Raw genomic sequence first — 14570 nt, 5'->3', positions numbered from 1 at the left:
AGAATAGCAATCACTCATAAGATTAGCAGAAACCCGTATTCCTATAATCGCGGTCAAATCCGGGTTCCCATCCCGATCTTTTAACACTCGCCCCTGGACCCGCGCCATGTCCACCCCGCTCAGCAGCCTGACCCTGCACCTGCCCGACGAAGCCGCCACCGAGTCACTGGCCCGGCAGCTTGCCCCGCTTGTCTCTGGCCGGGAAACCGGGCTGGCAGGCGCATGTATCCACCTTCAGGGCGACCTGGGTGCAGGAAAAACGGCCTTCTCCAGGGCATTGTTGCGGGAATGCGGCATCACAGGCCGAATCAAGAGTCCGAGCTACGCGCTGCTTGAATCCTATAAAGTTTCTAACTTATACTTCTATCACCTTGATTTTTATAGATTTAGTGATTCGCGCGAATGGTTGGACGCAGGATTCCGGGATTTACTGCGTGAAGATGCGGTCGTTTTGATCGAATGGCCGGAGCGGGCCGAGGGCCTTTTGCCCCCTCCCGACCTGCAGATTTCCCTGGCGTACGCCGGCCAGGGACGCGACGCCACCCTGACCGCGTACACCGCTCGAGGACAAACATGGTTGAACGCGATTGTCCCCCCGCCCGTAACGGCGCCCTCCCCGCGGCAGGCGCCACCCGGCGCCGCCTGATCAGCGTCGCCGCCACCCTGCTCGTCCTGCCGGTGGTGCCACGGCTGGCACAGGCCGCCACCATCCTCGCGGTGCGCACCTGGCCCGCCGACGAATACACCCGCGTCACGCTGGAACTGGACAGCGAGCTCAAGGCCGAACACTTCACCCTGGAAAATCCGCATCGCCTGGTGGTCGACATCGAGGGACTGACCCTGAGCGCCGCGCTGAACGACCTGGTCTCCAAGGTCCGGCCGGACGATCCCTACATCCAGAGCCTGCGCGTGGCGCAGAACCGTCCCAATGTGGTGCGGCTGGTGTTCGACCTGAAACAGGCGGTGGCGCCGCAGGTGTTCACCCTCAAGCCGGTGGCCGACTACCAATACCGCCTGGTGCTGGATCTGTATCCCAAGATCGCCCAGGACCCGCTCATAGCCATCCTCAACAAGACCGGCCCCGACGCCGACGACCCGCTCGCGCGCATCCTCGAAGACATCCAGCGCAATCCCGCCACGCGCGCCGATCCGCCGGAGCCGCCGCGGGTGCGCGGCCAGCAGCCGGCCGCGCCGCTGCCGGTGCCCAAGTCGCCCCCGGCCACCGCCGGCCGCAAGCAGCGCATGCTGACCATCGCGCTCGACCCCGGCCACGGCGGCGAGGACCCGGGCGCCATCGGCGGCAGCGGCCTGCGCGAGAAAGACGTGGTGCTGCGCATCGCGCGGCGCCTGAAGGCGCTGATCGACGCCCAGCCCTACATGCGCGCCTACCTGACGCGCGACGACGACTTCTTCGTGCCGCTGCATGTGCGCGTGCAGAAGGCGCGCCGGGTGCATGCCGACCTGTTCGTGTCGATCCATGCCGACGCCTGGATCAAGCCCTCGGCCAACGGTTCCTCGGTATTCGCGTTGTCGCAGCGCGGCGCCACCAGCGCCCAGGCGCGCTGGATGGCCGACAAGGAAAACGCGGCCGACCTGATCGGCGGCGTCAACCTGGGCAGCCATGACCGCCAGGTCGCCAAGGTGCTGCTGGACCTGTCCACCACCGCCCAGATCAATGACTCGCTCAAGGTCGGCAACGCCTTCCTGGACGAAATCAAGAAGATCAACCGGCTGCACAAGAACAGCGTCGAGCAGGCCGGCTTCGCCGTGCTGAAGGCGCCGGACATTCCGTCGGTCCTGGTGGAAACGGCTTTCATCAGCAACCCGCAGGAAGAGGCGCTGCTCAAGACGTCGGCGCACCAGGAGAAGCTGGCGCAGGCCATGATGACCGGCATCCAGCGCTACTTCACCGCCAACCCGCCGCTGGCGCGGCTGGGCAACGTCAGCTAGAGGCGTCACCGGAAACACACAGGGCCATGCATGCGCATGGCCCTTTTCTTTTGCGGCGGTCCAACGGCGGGGCACGAGCCCAGGGTTACACAATCCGATATACCGGCGAGCACAAGACTTGTATCTGGATTTTCAGACGAGTCCCCGCAGATCTCCGCAGGCGGCTTCGGTAGATTAGCAGCCGTCTTTTTGGAAGAATCCATGGCCCCCGCTCTGCTCGACGTTCCAGCGCAATCCTGTATGTATCAGGCAAGGATTGCGGAACATGAAATGCACCAAGATATCGCTGGCGACAGCCCTATTGTTATCCTCGGCCGCCTATGGCCAGACCACGCCCGGTGAGACTGCGCCTGGCGAGGCCGGGAATGACGCCCGAACCGGGCTGAAGGTTTTTTCGCCCATTACCGTCACCGCCACCGTCAAGCCGGAAGACGTCGCCATCCAGTCCCTTTCCGCCGATGAATTGAAAAAGACAGGCGGAAACAATTTCGGCACCATCATGCGCTATCAACCCCTGATCAGCGCCTCCGGCGTCAACAGTGGTTCCCGTAACGGCAAGTCGGGTTTCGATCGTGGCGGCTACAGCAGCTATAACATTCGCGGCCTCGATGGCAACCGCGTGGCGCTGGATGTCAATGGCATTCCCCTGCCGGATGCCACCGGGCGCAGCTATGCGGTTTCCAGCGGTGAAGACACCTTTGGTATTGGCCGCGATTACATCGATCCCTATCTATACGGCCAGGTGAACATCGCTTCCGGCTCGGCGCGCCAGAACACGGTCAAGAACGTGGTCGGCGGCTCGGTGTCATTCATCAGCAAATCACCTGACGCCTATCTCACTGGCAATAAAAGCAGCTATCTGGAATACACCGGCGAGTTCGACACTGCCGATCATGCCTGGCACAACGGCGCGACCACCGCGTTCGGCAATGACAGCGCCAGGGTGTTGTTCGCCTACAGCCGGCGAGACGGCAGGCAGACGCAAAACAACAGCGGTGACCTGGATGCGTACCCGATGCGCTGGCATTCCGATGCCGCGCTGATCAATGGCGTGATCGACACCGGCAGCGGCGGCCGCCTCATAGGCACCCTGGATTTCTATCGCAAGTCCAGCCGGGAAAGCGCGCCCATGTATAAAAGGCTGAACAGCCGCGCCGCCCACGAAAGTGTTGTCGGCGCAAGCAGACAGAAGAATTCCACGCAACGCGATTCGATAAGCCTGGCGCACGTATTCACGCCAGGAAACAACGCGCTGGTGGATACGCTGGAGAGCAAGGTCTTCTATCAGCAAACGCGCGTTGGCGATGACACCGTTTCAGCGCAGGATATCGTCACTTCATCCAGGTCGTGGTCGACCGGAATGGAGACGGAGAACCCGTTGGAGAATGTTTCGACCTTCTCCAACATGAACACCAGGACTTATGGCCTGCAAAGCGAAATCACCAAGGATTATGGCGCGCAGGCATTGAATTACGGCGTGAATTTCTCGATAACGGATTTTTCCCGGCCGTTTGACCAAGTCGGCGCGGACTATCCCACCTTGCAGCCACAGGGCAACAACAGAACCTATGACACGAATGTGTGGCTGAGCGACACCATCACCATCGGCGCGTTTTCGGTGATGCCGGGACTGAAATATTCGTGGCACAAGATCAATCCGCAGGGCTTCGAGGCGCCATCCGACGACAACGCGCTGGGCGCTTTGACGCTGGCGGAAATCAACGAAATACATGGCAAGACGTTTACGGACGGCAAGCTATTGCCTTCGCTGACCGTCATGTATGCCTTCAACCCGGAGTTCCATACCTATCTGCAATACAAACGCGGCGTTTCCTATCCCACCAGCAGTCAAATTGCGGGAATCTGGCTGCATCCCAAGATCGGGCGCGCGTCACCGGCCATGGTCGGCAATTCCGATCTGAAGTCCGAAACCAGCAACCAGTTTGAACTCGGGGTGGCGGGCAAGGCAGCCCGCGGCCTGACGGTGCGCGGCAATGTCTTCTACAACAGCTATGACAATTTCATCTATAACCGCAAGTACGCCTTGAGGGATTACCAGACAGGCGCGCCGAAACCTGGCGTGGAAAGCCTGCTTGCCAGGCTGCCGGCCTCGATTTCCAGCCTCACCATCGCCGAGAACCGCGACAAGGCATACATTTATGGCGCCGAGCTGGTCGCCAAGGTCGATTATGGCGCGCTGTTCGGCGCCGCCCATGGGCTGAGCAGCACCTTCGCCGTGGGATACAACCAGGGCAAATCGAAATCATCGTACTCGGGCGATGGCTGGGTGGAGCTGGACAGCGTGCTGCCCGTCAAGGCCATTGCATCGTTGGCCTGGGACGACCCTCAGAACCGCTATGGCGCGAGCATTACCGCCACCTTCGTCAAGGGCAAGCAAGCCGTCGATCCTGTCCGGCAGAACTTCCCGAACAATGGCAGCCTGACATTCGAGGAGTATTCCGGCAAATACGAAAAGAACTACATGCGCATTCCGGGATACAGCATTTTCGATCTGACGGCGTATTACAACGTGAAGAAGCACCTGACATTGGCGATGGGCGTATACAACCTCACCAACCGCAAGTATTGGGAGTACGCCAGCAACAGGAAAATGACGATGGGCTCGGACCAGGACCTGCGTGATATCGCTCTTGGCGCCGCGCCTGGCAGGACCTACCAGTTGGGCCTCACCGCCATCTTCTGATCCCGCCACTTTTCCATTTCCGGCGGCGGCGGGGGCCCGCTAGCCGCCGCGGCGCGCGCGCAGCAGCTTGAACAGCGCCGCGCCGGCCACCGGCACGATGGCCGCGGCCAGGCCAACCAGGACGATGGTGTTCAGGTGCTCCTTGACCAGCGGAATGTTGCCGAAGAAATAGCCCGCCGCCACCAGGCCCACCACCCACAGCAGCGCCCCCAGGATATTGAACAGTTGGAAGCGCGAAAGCGGCATGTCGGCCACCCCGGCCACGAACGGCGCGAACGTGCGCACCACCGGGATGAAGCGCGACATGACGATGGTCTTGCCGCCATGCTTTTCGTAGAAAGCATGCGTGCGCATCAGCGCGCCCCGGTCGAGAAACCGCAGGTTCATCGAAAACACGCGCGGTCCGATGTAGCGGCCGACGGCGTAGTTGACGCTATTGCCGGTGATCGCGGCAACGATCAGCAACGCGCCCAGCAGGACGGGATCGAGACTGCCGGTGGCGCCCAGGGCGCCGGCGATGAACAGCAGCGAATCGCCCGGCAGGAACGGCAGCACCACCAGCCCGGTTTCCGCGAAAACGATCAGGAACAACACCAGATAGACCCACACCCCATACTGCTGGACCCAGGCCCCGAGGGTCTGGTCGATGTGGAGCACCATTTGGAAAAATTCAAGCATCAATACGTCCCTGGAGGCGGAAGGGGAATAAGGCAACGACTATAGCCCACCAGGTCAAGAGGCTAAAATCATCCTTGTAGCTACACCGGAATACCCCATGACAGAACGCCGCTCCATTCTTGCGCTGCCCGATCTGCTGATCAGCCAGATCGCCGCGGGCGAGGTGATCGAGAGACCCGCCTCGGTGCTCAAGGAAATCCTCGAGAACGCCATCGACGCCGGCGCCCGCGCGATCGAGGTGCGCCTGGAGGGCGGCGGCATCCGCCGCATCGCCGTGACCGACGACGGCGGCGGCATTCCGCCGGAAGAATTGCCGCTGGCGCTGGCGCGCCACGCCACCAGCAAGATCCGCGACCTGCACGAGCTGGAATCGGTCGCGTCCATGGGGTTCCGCGGCGAGGCGCTGGCCTCGATCGCCTCGGTGGCGCAGGTGTCGATCATCTCGCGCACCCGCGACGGCGAGCACGCCTGGCAGATCCAGGCCGGCAGCATGCAGGTCACCCCCGCCTCGGGCCCGCCGGGCACCACCGTGGACGTGCGCCAACTATTCGACGCGGTGCCGGCACGGCGCAAGTTCCTGCGCTCGGAAGCCACCGAATTCGGCCACTGCGTCGACGCCATGGAGCGCATCGCCCTGGCCCACCCGCAGATCGCCTTCCGCCTGTTCCACCACGACCGCGCGCAGCGCCAATGGCTGCCGGCCGAACCGCCGCAGCGCATCCGCGACGTGCTGGGCGCGGAATTCGCCGAACACGGCCTGCTGCTGTCGCACAGCGTCGGCACGGTCAGCCTGGCCGGCATGATCACCCGCCCCACGGCGGCCCGCGCCCGCGCCGACCGGCAGTACCTGTACGTCAACGGCCGCTACGTGCGTGACCGCACCGTCAGCCACGCGCTGCGCGCCGCCTATGCCGACGTGCTGCATGGCGACCGCCAGCCGGCCTACGTGCTGTTCCTGGACATCGACCCGGCCGCGGTCGACGTCAACGTGCATCCGGCCAAGCACGAGGTGCGTTTCCGCGACAGTGGCGCCGTGCACCGCTTCGTCAACCACGCGGTCAGCCAGACGCTGGCGCAGACCGGCGGCTCGTCGGCGGTGGCGCCGGCCGCGGCGACGCGCGATGACGACGGAGGATTCGAGACCGTGGCGCCGTCAGCGCCCGCGACAACCGGCGGCTTGCCCGCCTCCACGCCGGCCGACACGCCCCGCCCCGGCTATGCCGGCGCCAGCCCGGGCGCCGCGCCCGCCTACGGCCTGCGGCCCTCGCCGGCGCCGCAGCGCCCGCATACCCAAGTGCCGTTCCGCCTGCACGCCGAGCCGGCCGGGATTCCCGCCGCCGACTGGCAGTCGCTATATCGCCCGCTGACCGAAGACACCGCCGCGCGCGTCGAGCCGCTGCGCGACGTGGCGGCGCTGGCGCCGCAGGCAGCGCCCGCGCCGACGCTGCCGGCCGACGAGGAACATCCGCTCGGCATGGCGCTGGGCCAGTTGCACGGCATCTACATCCTGGCGCAGAACCGCCGCGGCATGGTGCTGGTGGACATGCACGCGGCCCATGAGCGCGTGGTCTACGAACAACTCAAGCAGGCGCTGGACGCGCGCAGCCTGCCGCGCCAGGACCTGCTGGTGCCGGTGGTGTTCCACGCCCAGGAAAAGGATGTGGCGGTGGTCGAGGAATTCGAGGGACAGCTGGAAGACCTCGGCTTCCAGATGCGCCCCTCGGGCCCCACGTCGATCGCGGTGCGCTCGGTGCCCGCCATCCTGGCGCGCGGCGACATCGAGACGCTGGCGCGCGCCGTGCTGCGCGACCTGGCCGGCGTGGGCGTGTCGCGCCTGTTGACCGAACAGCGCAACGAACTGCTCTCGACCATGGCCTGCCACGGTTCGGTGCGCGCCAACCGCAAGCTCACGATCGAAGAGATGAACGGCCTGCTGCGGCAGATGGAAGCCACCGAGCGCGCCGACCAGTGCAATCACGGCCGGCCGACCTGGGTGCAGTGGTCGGTGTCCGACCTGGACAAGCTGTTCCTGCGCGGGCAATAGATCTTGTCCGTGTCCGCCCCTCCCCTCGTCATCTGCCTGGCCGGCCCCACCGCGGCCGGCAAGAGCGCCTCCACCCTGGCGCTGGCCGAACGCTGGCCGCTGGAAATCATCAACGTCGATTCCGCCACCATCTACCGCGGCATGGACATCGGCACCGCCAAGCCGTCGTCGGCCGAACAAGCGCAGGTGCCCCAGCACCTGCTGGATATCCGGGACCCGGCACAGTCGTATTCGGCGGCCGAATTCCGCGCCGACGCGCTGCGTCTGATCGACGCGATCCGCGCGCGCGGCCGCATTCCGCTTCTGGCCGGCGGCACCATGATGTACTACAAGGCGCTGCGCGACGGCCTGGACGACTTGCCGCAGGCCGACCCGGCCTTGCGCGCCGAGCTGGAAGCGCGCGCCGCCCGTGACGGCTGGCCGGCGCTGCACGCCGACCTGGCGCGGCTCGACCCCGTCACCGCCGCGCGCCTGGCGCCCAACGACAGCCAGCGGATCCAGCGCGCGCTGGAGATCTGCCAGTTGTCGGGCCAGCCGATGTCGACGCTGCTCGGCCGCCAGCGCGCCGCCGCCGGCGACGACGACAATCGCTACCTGACCATCAGCCTGGAACCCTCGGCGCGCGCCGCGCTGCACGCGCGCATCGAACAGCGCTTCGACGCCATGCTGGCCAACGGCCTGCTGGACGAGGTGCGCGGCCTGCACGCGCGCGCCGACCTGCACCCGGGCCTGCCGTCGGTGCGCTGCGTCGGCTATCGCCAGATGTGGGCCCACCTCGATGGCGAGATCAGCCTGGAGGAAGCCCGCGAACAGGGCATCGCCGCCACCCGCCAGCTGGCCAAGCGCCAGATCACCTGGCTGCGCGCCCAGCCCGAGCGCGTGATCGTCGACTGCCTGGCGGCCGACGCGGTGGCGCAGACCATCGACGCGGTTGCCACGGCATTGGCCGACGCGCCCTGACGCAAGTGGATGCGGGCCTTCGGGCCAGGCCTTTCGCCGCAACCGGCCGCCCGCGGCGGCGACCAATCACTGGATATCGAGACGATGGACATCAACGAAGCAAGCACCTCTTTTGCCGCCATGCTGCGCAAGCAGAACGAGGCCTTGACCGGCGAAATCCAACGGTTGCTCCGCGAACGCCCGTTCACGCTGGACCAGGGCGTTTCCAGGGAAACCGTGGACGCCATCCACTTCGAGTACGACTGGGAGTCGTTCACTCCCGTCGCGATTCCCTTGAACACGCGCTCCGGCTACTGTGGACGGGGCCTGCGGCTGGCATTGCAGTACCCGTTGATTCCGCCCGATGTCGACGCCGCGTTGACCGAAGCCATGGACAACGAGGACGACGACTTCGGCGATGAACTGCGCGAAATAATGACGGAGACCTACCTCGCCTGGTTCCAGTCGGCCTGGCGCGACGCGCGGGACGCCAACCGGGAGGTGCGTGGCTTTCTGTCCGTTCACGACACCATCTGGCGCACGGAACTGGATACGGGAGAAGAATTCCGCGAGGATGCGGGCCGGGTCAAGTTCTTCTAGCCGGACTGCGAAAGAAAAAACCCGCCACCAGGGCGGGTTGTTGATTGCGAAGCCAGCCGGCTCAGACCACCACGGTCTGCGGCATGCCTTCGGTCTGCGCGACGATCTCGCCCAGCTTGCTGACGGTTTCGCCCTGCTCGCGCAGGGTGGCGGCGATGGCGTCGGCCTGGGCCGGATCGACCACCAGCACCATGCCGATGCCGCAGTTGAAGACGCGATACATCTCGGTGTCCTCGACGCCGCCCTGCTGCTGCAGCCACTGGAACAGCTTGGGCATTTCCCAGCTGTCGCGCCGCAGGCGGGCCGACAGGCCGTCCTGCAGGATGCGCGGCACGTTGTCCAGCAGGCCGCCGCCGGTGATGTGGGCCAGGCCCTTGATGGCGGTGCCGTGCTTGGCCAGCGCGGCCAGCACCTGCTTGACGTAGATGCGGGTCGGGGCCATGACCACGTCGACCAGCGGCTGGCCGTGGAAGTCGTCGTCGGGCTTGGCGCCGGCGCGTTCCAGGATCTTGCGCAGCAGCGAATAGCCGTTCGAGTGCGCGCCGCTGGACGCCAGGCCCAGCACCACGTCGCCGACCTTGATCGACTTGCCGTCGATGATGGCCGACTTCTCGACCGCGCCCACCGCGAACCCGGCCAGGTCGTATTCGCCATCGGGGTACATGCCCGGCATTTCGGCGGTTTCGCCGCCGATCAGGGCGCAGCCCGACAGTTCGCAGCCCTTGGCGATGCCACCCACCACCGCCGCCGCCGTGTCCACCGAAAGCTTGCCGCAACCGAAGTAATCCAGGAAGAACAGCGGCTCGGCGCCCTGCACCAGGATGTCGTTGACGCTCATGGCCACCAGGTCGATGCCGACGGTGTCGTGGCGGTTCCAGTCGAACGCCAGGCGCAGCTTGGTGCCCACGCCATCGGTGCCCGAGACCAGCACCGGCTCCTTGTAGTGTTTGGGCACTTCGAACAGGCCGCCAAAGCCGCCGATACCGGCCAGCACCCCGGGGCGCATGGTGCGCGCCGCAAGCGGTTTGATACGGTCGACCAGGGCGTCGCCCGCGTCGATGTCGACACCGGCGTCACGGTAGGTCAGGGGAGCTTTGGGTTGATTCGTCATGAGAAATGCCGTGGGATATGTAACAATTGCTGGGAATTGGGGTGGAACGCCCTGCATTTTACGATGTTGCGGCCCGGTCCAGGCCGGCGTCCGGCGAAAGCCGTCGGCGGCGGGCGGGACGGCCCCGGCCCGGCACGGCGCCATTTTGGCGCAAACCCACGCCAGTCAATGGACTTGGACGCGACACCGGCGCCCCGGGTGGTTTAAAGTGTAGGGTTGGCCGATAGCGATTTTGCCAGTTTCTGGCGGGCAACGTCGCCGCCGGCCATGGGCTCACCCCGAAGCCTGGCTCTACCCGCCTGATCGATAACCTCTCATGAACCGCCAGCTTCTGCTCGACGTTCTTCCCGCGCCAGCGCCCTCGCTGAACAATTTCATCGCCGGTCCCAACGGAGAGGCGCTGGCGGCCGTGCGCACGCTCGCTCCCGGCCGCGCGCTGTACCTCTGGGGCTCGGCCGGCTGCGGTCGCAGCCACTTGCTGCGCGCGCTGACCGCGCGCCCCGACGCCGTCTACATCGAGGCGGCCAACAGCGCCAACATCCTGCGCGTGCTGGCCGAGGCCGACTCCAAGTCGCCCATGCCCAAATTCGTGGCGGTGGACGACGTGCACCTCATGGACGAACACCGCCAGGCCGGCCTCTTTGCCCTGTACAACCGCTGGCGCGAGTCGGCCGCCACCGGCCGCGCCTTCGCGCTGGCCGTGGCCGGCGACCGCTCGACGCTGTCGATGCCGCTGCGCGAAGACCTGCGCACCCGGCTGGGCTGGGACCTGGTGTTCCGCCTCGACCCGCTGTCCGACGCCGACAAGCTGGCGGCGCTGGCGGCCCAGGCGGCCGAACGCGGCCTGCACCTGGCGCCCGAAATCATCAACTGGATGTTGACGCACCACGAGCGCGACATCCGCAAGCTGGCGGCGTTGCTGGACGCGCTGGACCGCTATTCCCTGGCCACCGGCCGTCCCATCACCCTGCCCCTGCTGCGCGCCATGCTCGCAGACCCTGATTCGCAACGCACATGACCTCCCGACGTCTCGCCCTGTTCGACCTGGATCACACCCTGCTGCCGCTCGACAGCGACTACCAATGGGCCGACTACCTGGCGCGCACCGGCCGCGCCGGCGATCCCGACGAGGCCCGCCGCCGCAACGACGACCTGATGGACCGCTACAACCGCGGCGAGCTCACCGCCGAACAGGCCGCCGAGTTCATGCTGGGCCTGCTGGCGGCGCACGCGCCGTTCGAGCTGGCCGCCTGGCACGAGGACTTCATGGCCGAGGTCATCCGCCCGTCGATCACCCCCGCCGCGCGCGAACTGGTCGAATCGCACCTGGAAGCCGGCGACCTGTGCGCCGTGGTCACCGCCACCAACAGCTTCGTCACCGCCCCCATCGCCCGCGCCTTCGGCATCCCCCATCTGGTGGCCACCGACGCCGAAGTCCAACGCGGCCGCTACACCGGCCGCATCCTCGGCACCCCCAGCTTCAAGGAAGGCAAGGTGGTGCGCGTGAACGACTGGCTGGGCGCCATGGGCCTGGGGCTTGCGGATTTCCCAGAATCGTTTTTCTATAGCGATTCGGTCAATGATGTCCCGCTGCTCGAAAAGGTGACCCGCCCGATCGCCGCCAACCCCAGCCCCACCCTGCGCGCCATCGCCCAGGAACGCGGCTGGCAAGTGATCGATCTGTTCGACCACGTCATAGATGCCAAGTCCTAAATGATCACCGAAACCATAAAAAAATTCGTCGGCCGACTGTTCGCGCCGGCAGCCCGGGGGCCTTTGCGCATCGGACGCGACAAGCACGGCATCGACCGCCGCAATGTCTCGCGCCACGCCATCAAGGTGTGCGAGGTGCTGCGCCAGCATGGCTATGAAGCCTATATCGTCGGCGGCGCGGTGCGAGACCTGATCGTCGGCCTGGAACCCAAGGACTTCGACGTCGCCACCAACGCCACGCCCGAACAGATCCGCCCGCTGTTCCGCCGCGCCCGCATCATCGGCCGCCGCTTCCAACTGGTGCACGTGGTGTTCGGCCAGGAGATCATCGAGACCTCCACCTTCCGCGCCCCCGCCTCGGAAGACCAGGAAACCGACGCTCACGGCCGCATCCTGCGCGACAACGTGTTCGGCACGCACGAGGAAGACGCGGCACGCCGCGACTTCACCATGAACGCGCTGTACTACGACCCGCACAACGAGGAAGTGATCGACTTCCACAACGGCGTGGCCGACCTGAAGAAGCGCCAGATCCGCATGATCGGCGATCCGGCCAAGCGCTACCGCGAAGATCCCGTGCGCATGCTGCGCGCGGTGCGCTTCGCCGCCAAGCTCAACGGCACGCTCGACCCGGCCACGCGCCAGCCGATCCGCACCATGGCCGACCTGATCGAGAACGTGCCGGCCTCGCGCCTGTTCGACGAGATGCTCAAGCTGCTGACCTGCGGCCACGCCATGGACTGCCTGCGCCAGTTGCGCGCCGACGGCCTGCACAACGGCCTGCTGCCGCTGCTGGACGTGGTGCTGGAACAGCCGGGCGGCGAGCACTTCGTGGAACTGGCGCTGGAACGCACCGACGCCCGCGTGCGCGCCGGCAAGACCATCAGCCCCAGCTTCCTGTTCGCCGCGCTGCTGTGGCAGCAGGTGGAGGTGCGCTGGAAGCAGTTGCGCGCCCAGGGCGAGCACACCATCCCGGCACTGTCGCAGGCCGCCGACTCGGTGCTCGACGAGCAGACCGAGAAGCTCGCAATCCAGCGCCGCTTCTCGTCGGACATGCGCGAGATCTGGTTCATGCAGCCGCGCTTCGAGCGCCGCATGGGCAAGACCATCTTCCGCATGATCGAGCAGCCGCGCTTTCGCGCCGCCTGCGACTTCCTGCAACTGCGCGCGGCCGCCGGCGAGTTCGACAGCGTGCTGGCGCAGTGGTGGATGGACCTGGCCAATGCCGACGATGCCACCCGCGCCGACATGATCGAGGAAGTCTCGCGCCTGCCGCGCGATGGCGGCGACGGCCCGGCGCCGGCCGCGCGCAAGCGCCGCCCGCGCCGCCGCTCGCCCTCGCGCGGCGCAGGCGGTGGCGGCAACCCCGGCAACGCCGAATAAGCCCATGGCCGCCCCCGTGCGCGCCTATGTCGGGCTGGGCGCCAACCTGGGCGACAGCGCGGCCACGCTGCGCGAAGTGTTGGCCGAACTGGCCGCCACCGACGGCATTCTGGCGGTGACGGCCTCGCCGTTCTACCGCACGGCGCCGGTGGATGCCACCGGCCCGGATTTCGTCAATGCGGTCGCGGCCCTGGACACCACCCTGGCGCCGCTGGACCTGCTGGACCTGCTGCAGGCCCTGGAATTGCGCCACGGCCGCGAACGGCCCTACCGCAACGCGCCGCGCACGCTCGACCTGGACCTGCTGCTGCATGGCGACGCCGCCATGGCGCACGAACGCCTGATCCTGCCGCATCCGCGTATGCAACAGCGCGCGTTCGTGCTGCGCCCGCTGCGCGACCTGGCGCCGGCGCTGACGCTGGCCGGCCGCGGCCTCGACGCCTGGCTCGGCGACATCGCCGACCAACCGATCGAACGGCTGGATTGAACCGCGCCCGGCGGCGCGGTTTGCTCTCTTCCTGATTTCCCTACGGATCGGCCCCGGCCCCTTCAGGCCTTGGGCGCGAACGCCAGCATGGCGCGTTCGACGTCGTCCATGGCAGGCAGGCCGGCCTCGTTGCCCAGGTGCTGGATCTTGTGCGCCGAGGCGGCGCGGGCGAAGGTGAAGTGTTCCTTCCAGGCCAGCTCGGGGCGGTTCACGTACGACCAGACATAGGCGCCGTGGAACACGTCGCCCGCGCCGGAGGTATCGATGATGCGGTCGGCCGGCACGTCCAGCGACGGCAGCGTGTCGACCTTGCCGCTTTCGTCATACCAGAGCATGCCGCGCTCGCCCAGCGTCACCGCGCCGATGCGGCAACCGCGCTGCTTGAGCAGGTCCAGCAAGCCGTGCGGCGACAGGTCGAGCTGTTCGCACATGCGTTCGGCGCACACGGCCACGTCGATGTAACGCAGCAGTTCGTCGGTGTTCTCGCGCACGCCGCCGCCGTCCAGCGAGGTCAGGATGCCTGCCTGGCGGCAGGCGCGCGCATAGTGCAGCGCGGCGTCGGGCTGGTGGCCGTCCAGGTGCAGCGCGCGATAGCCATCGACGTCCAGGCGCGGGAAATCGTTCAGGTAATCGGCATCGCGGGCCCGCACGATGGCGCGCTTGCCATGGTTGGGCATGATGAACGACAGTGACGAGCGCCGCACCTGGCGCCCGTGCAGCGTAACGCCGTGCGCGGCCGCCATGTCGGTGTACATGTGGCCGAGCCAGTCCGGCGCCAACGAGCAGATCAGGTCGGGCCTGGTGCCCAGCTTGCCGCAGGCGAACGCCGCGGTGACGGCATTGCCGCCGAACGACACGGCGTAGTCGCGCGCCACGCTTTTCTCGTCGCCGGTGGGCCATTCGTCGGCCAGCACGGTGACGTCGATATAGGTATGCCCGATGAAAAGCGCTGCACTCATGA

13 protein-coding genes are annotated in these 14570 nt (G+C 66.4%); 10 read left to right on the top strand and 3 right to left on the bottom strand.

Features of this window, described 5'->3' with window-relative positions:
- Window positions 1-106 precede the first annotated feature (106 nt).
- The 3 genes from tsaE to AC6LKG_RS01480 all read left to right on the top strand — a co-directional run bounded on the left by tsaE (window position 107) and on the right by AC6LKG_RS01480 (window position 4654).
- A complete protein-coding gene (tsaE, locus tag AC6LKG_RS01490; protein ID WP_498162184.1) occupies window positions 107-646 on the top strand; it encodes a tRNA (adenosine(37)-N6)-threonylcarbamoyltransferase complex ATPase subunit type 1 TsaE in 540 nt (179 codons plus the stop codon).
- The gene (locus tag AC6LKG_RS01485; protein ID WP_498162182.1) at window positions 574-1950 is read left to right on the top strand and encodes an N-acetylmuramoyl-L-alanine amidase; all 1377 of its coding nucleotides are present in this window, start codon (window positions 574-576) and stop codon (window positions 1948-1950) included. The genes tsaE and AC6LKG_RS01485 overlap by 73 nt, the downstream gene beginning before the upstream one ends.
- 265 nt (window positions 1951-2215) lie before the next feature.
- Window positions 2216-4654 carry a TonB-dependent receptor domain-containing protein gene (locus tag AC6LKG_RS01480; protein WP_498162180.1) on the top strand — a complete coding sequence of 813 codons (2439 nt, stop codon included), beginning with the start codon at window positions 2216-2218 and terminating at the stop codon, window positions 4652-4654.
- Window positions 4655-4693: 39 nt separating this feature from the next.
- Here the strand turns inward: AC6LKG_RS01480 and AC6LKG_RS01475 are convergent, their stop codons facing one another.
- Window positions 4694-5332, bottom strand: coding sequence for a VTT domain-containing protein (locus AC6LKG_RS01475; protein ID WP_498162178.1), 639 nt, complete (start codon window positions 5330-5332; stop codon window positions 4694-4696).
- A 97-nt stretch (window positions 5333-5429) separates the two neighbouring features.
- Here AC6LKG_RS01475 and mutL point away from each other — a divergent pair, with 97 nt between their 5' ends.
- The 3 genes from mutL (at window position 5430) to AC6LKG_RS01460 (ending at window position 8915) form a co-directional block, all read left to right on the top strand.
- On the top strand, window positions 5430-7376 hold the full coding sequence (gene mutL, locus AC6LKG_RS01470) for a DNA mismatch repair endonuclease MutL (RefSeq protein WP_498162176.1): 1947 nt from the start codon (window positions 5430-5432) through the stop codon (window positions 7374-7376).
- 3 nt (window positions 7377-7379) lie between these two features.
- A complete protein-coding gene (gene miaA, locus AC6LKG_RS01465; RefSeq protein WP_498162175.1) occupies window positions 7380-8336 on the top strand; it encodes a tRNA (adenosine(37)-N6)-dimethylallyltransferase MiaA in 957 nt (318 codons plus the stop codon).
- An 84-nt stretch (window positions 8337-8420) separates the two neighbouring features.
- Window positions 8421-8915: a hypothetical protein gene (locus AC6LKG_RS01460; RefSeq protein ID WP_498162173.1), complete on the top strand. Its 495-nt coding sequence runs from the start codon at window positions 8421-8423 to the stop codon at window positions 8913-8915.
- A 61-nt stretch (window positions 8916-8976) separates the two neighbouring features.
- Here the strand turns inward: AC6LKG_RS01460 and purM are convergent, their stop codons facing one another.
- The gene (gene purM, locus AC6LKG_RS01455) at window positions 8977-10026 is read right to left on the bottom strand and encodes a phosphoribosylformylglycinamidine cyclo-ligase (RefSeq protein ID WP_498162172.1); all 1050 of its coding nucleotides are present in this window, start codon (window positions 10024-10026) and stop codon (window positions 8977-8979) included.
- 316 nt (window positions 10027-10342) lie between these two features.
- Here purM and hda point away from each other — a divergent pair, with 316 nt between their 5' ends.
- From hda to AC6LKG_RS01435, 4 genes are read left to right on the top strand one after another with little or no spacing between them, the layout of a single operon-like run.
- Window positions 10343-11044 (top strand): DnaA regulatory inactivator Hda, encoded by a 702-nt coding sequence (hda, locus tag AC6LKG_RS01450; protein WP_498162170.1) that lies wholly within the window; start codon window positions 10343-10345, stop codon window positions 11042-11044.
- Complete coding sequence (locus tag AC6LKG_RS01445) at window positions 11041-11739, top strand: HAD family hydrolase (RefSeq protein WP_498162169.1); 699 nt, start codon at window positions 11041-11043, stop codon at window positions 11737-11739. The genes hda and AC6LKG_RS01445 overlap by 4 nt, the downstream gene beginning before the upstream one ends.
- The gene (gene pcnB / locus AC6LKG_RS01440; protein WP_498162168.1) at window positions 11740-13122 is read left to right on the top strand and encodes a polynucleotide adenylyltransferase PcnB; all 1383 of its coding nucleotides are present in this window, start codon (window positions 11740-11742) and stop codon (window positions 13120-13122) included.
- Between the two features lie 4 nt (window positions 13123-13126).
- On the top strand, window positions 13127-13609 hold the full coding sequence (locus AC6LKG_RS01435; protein ID WP_498162167.1) for a 2-amino-4-hydroxy-6-hydroxymethyldihydropteridine diphosphokinase: 483 nt from the start codon (window positions 13127-13129) through the stop codon (window positions 13607-13609).
- 62 nt (window positions 13610-13671) lie between these two features.
- Here the strand turns inward: AC6LKG_RS01435 and AC6LKG_RS01430 are convergent, their stop codons facing one another.
- A complete protein-coding gene (locus tag AC6LKG_RS01430; protein WP_498162166.1) occupies window positions 13672-14568 on the bottom strand; it encodes a sugar kinase in 897 nt (298 codons plus the stop codon).
- Between the last annotated feature and the right edge of the window lie 2 nt (window positions 14569-14570).

The organism is Achromobacter sp. 46006, from assembly GCF_059761975.1.
Note: the sequence above shows the minus strand (reverse complement) of the source record. Positions and strands in the feature narration are given on the sequence as shown.

What these genes read in the sequence shown, in the direction of transcription:
- purM (WP_498162172.1), bottom strand. Translation starts at nt 10,026, where the DNA reads ATGACGAATCAACCCAAAGCTCCCCTGACCTACCGTGACGCCGGTGTC.
- mutL (WP_498162176.1), top strand. Translation starts at nt 5,430, where the DNA reads ATGACAGAACGCCGCTCCATTCTTGCGCTGCCCGATCTGCTGATCAGC.
- AC6LKG_RS01480 (WP_498162180.1), top strand. Translation starts at nt 2,216, where the DNA reads ATGAAATGCACCAAGATATCGCTGGCGACAGCCCTATTGTTATCCTCG.
- AC6LKG_RS01435 (WP_498162167.1), top strand. Translation starts at nt 13,127, where the DNA reads ATGGCCGCCCCCGTGCGCGCCTATGTCGGGCTGGGCGCCAACCTGGGC.
- AC6LKG_RS01460 (WP_498162173.1), top strand. Translation starts at nt 8,421, where the DNA reads ATGGACATCAACGAAGCAAGCACCTCTTTTGCCGCCATGCTGCGCAAG.
- AC6LKG_RS01485 (WP_498162182.1), top strand. Translation starts at nt 574, where the DNA reads ATGGTTGAACGCGATTGTCCCCCCGCCCGTAACGGCGCCCTCCCCGCG.
- pcnB (WP_498162168.1), top strand. Translation starts at nt 11,740, where the DNA reads ATGATCACCGAAACCATAAAAAAATTCGTCGGCCGACTGTTCGCGCCG.
- hda (WP_498162170.1), top strand. Translation starts at nt 10,343, where the DNA reads ATGAACCGCCAGCTTCTGCTCGACGTTCTTCCCGCGCCAGCGCCCTCG.
- AC6LKG_RS01430 (WP_498162166.1), bottom strand. Translation starts at nt 14,568, where the DNA reads ATGAGTGCAGCGCTTTTCATCGGGCATACCTATATCGACGTCACCGTG.
- tsaE (WP_498162184.1), top strand. Translation starts at nt 107, where the DNA reads ATGTCCACCCCGCTCAGCAGCCTGACCCTGCACCTGCCCGACGAAGCC.
- AC6LKG_RS01475 (WP_498162178.1), bottom strand. Translation starts at nt 5,332, where the DNA reads ATGCTTGAATTTTTCCAAATGGTGCTCCACATCGACCAGACCCTCGGG.
- AC6LKG_RS01445 (WP_498162169.1), top strand. Translation starts at nt 11,041, where the DNA reads ATGACCTCCCGACGTCTCGCCCTGTTCGACCTGGATCACACCCTGCTG.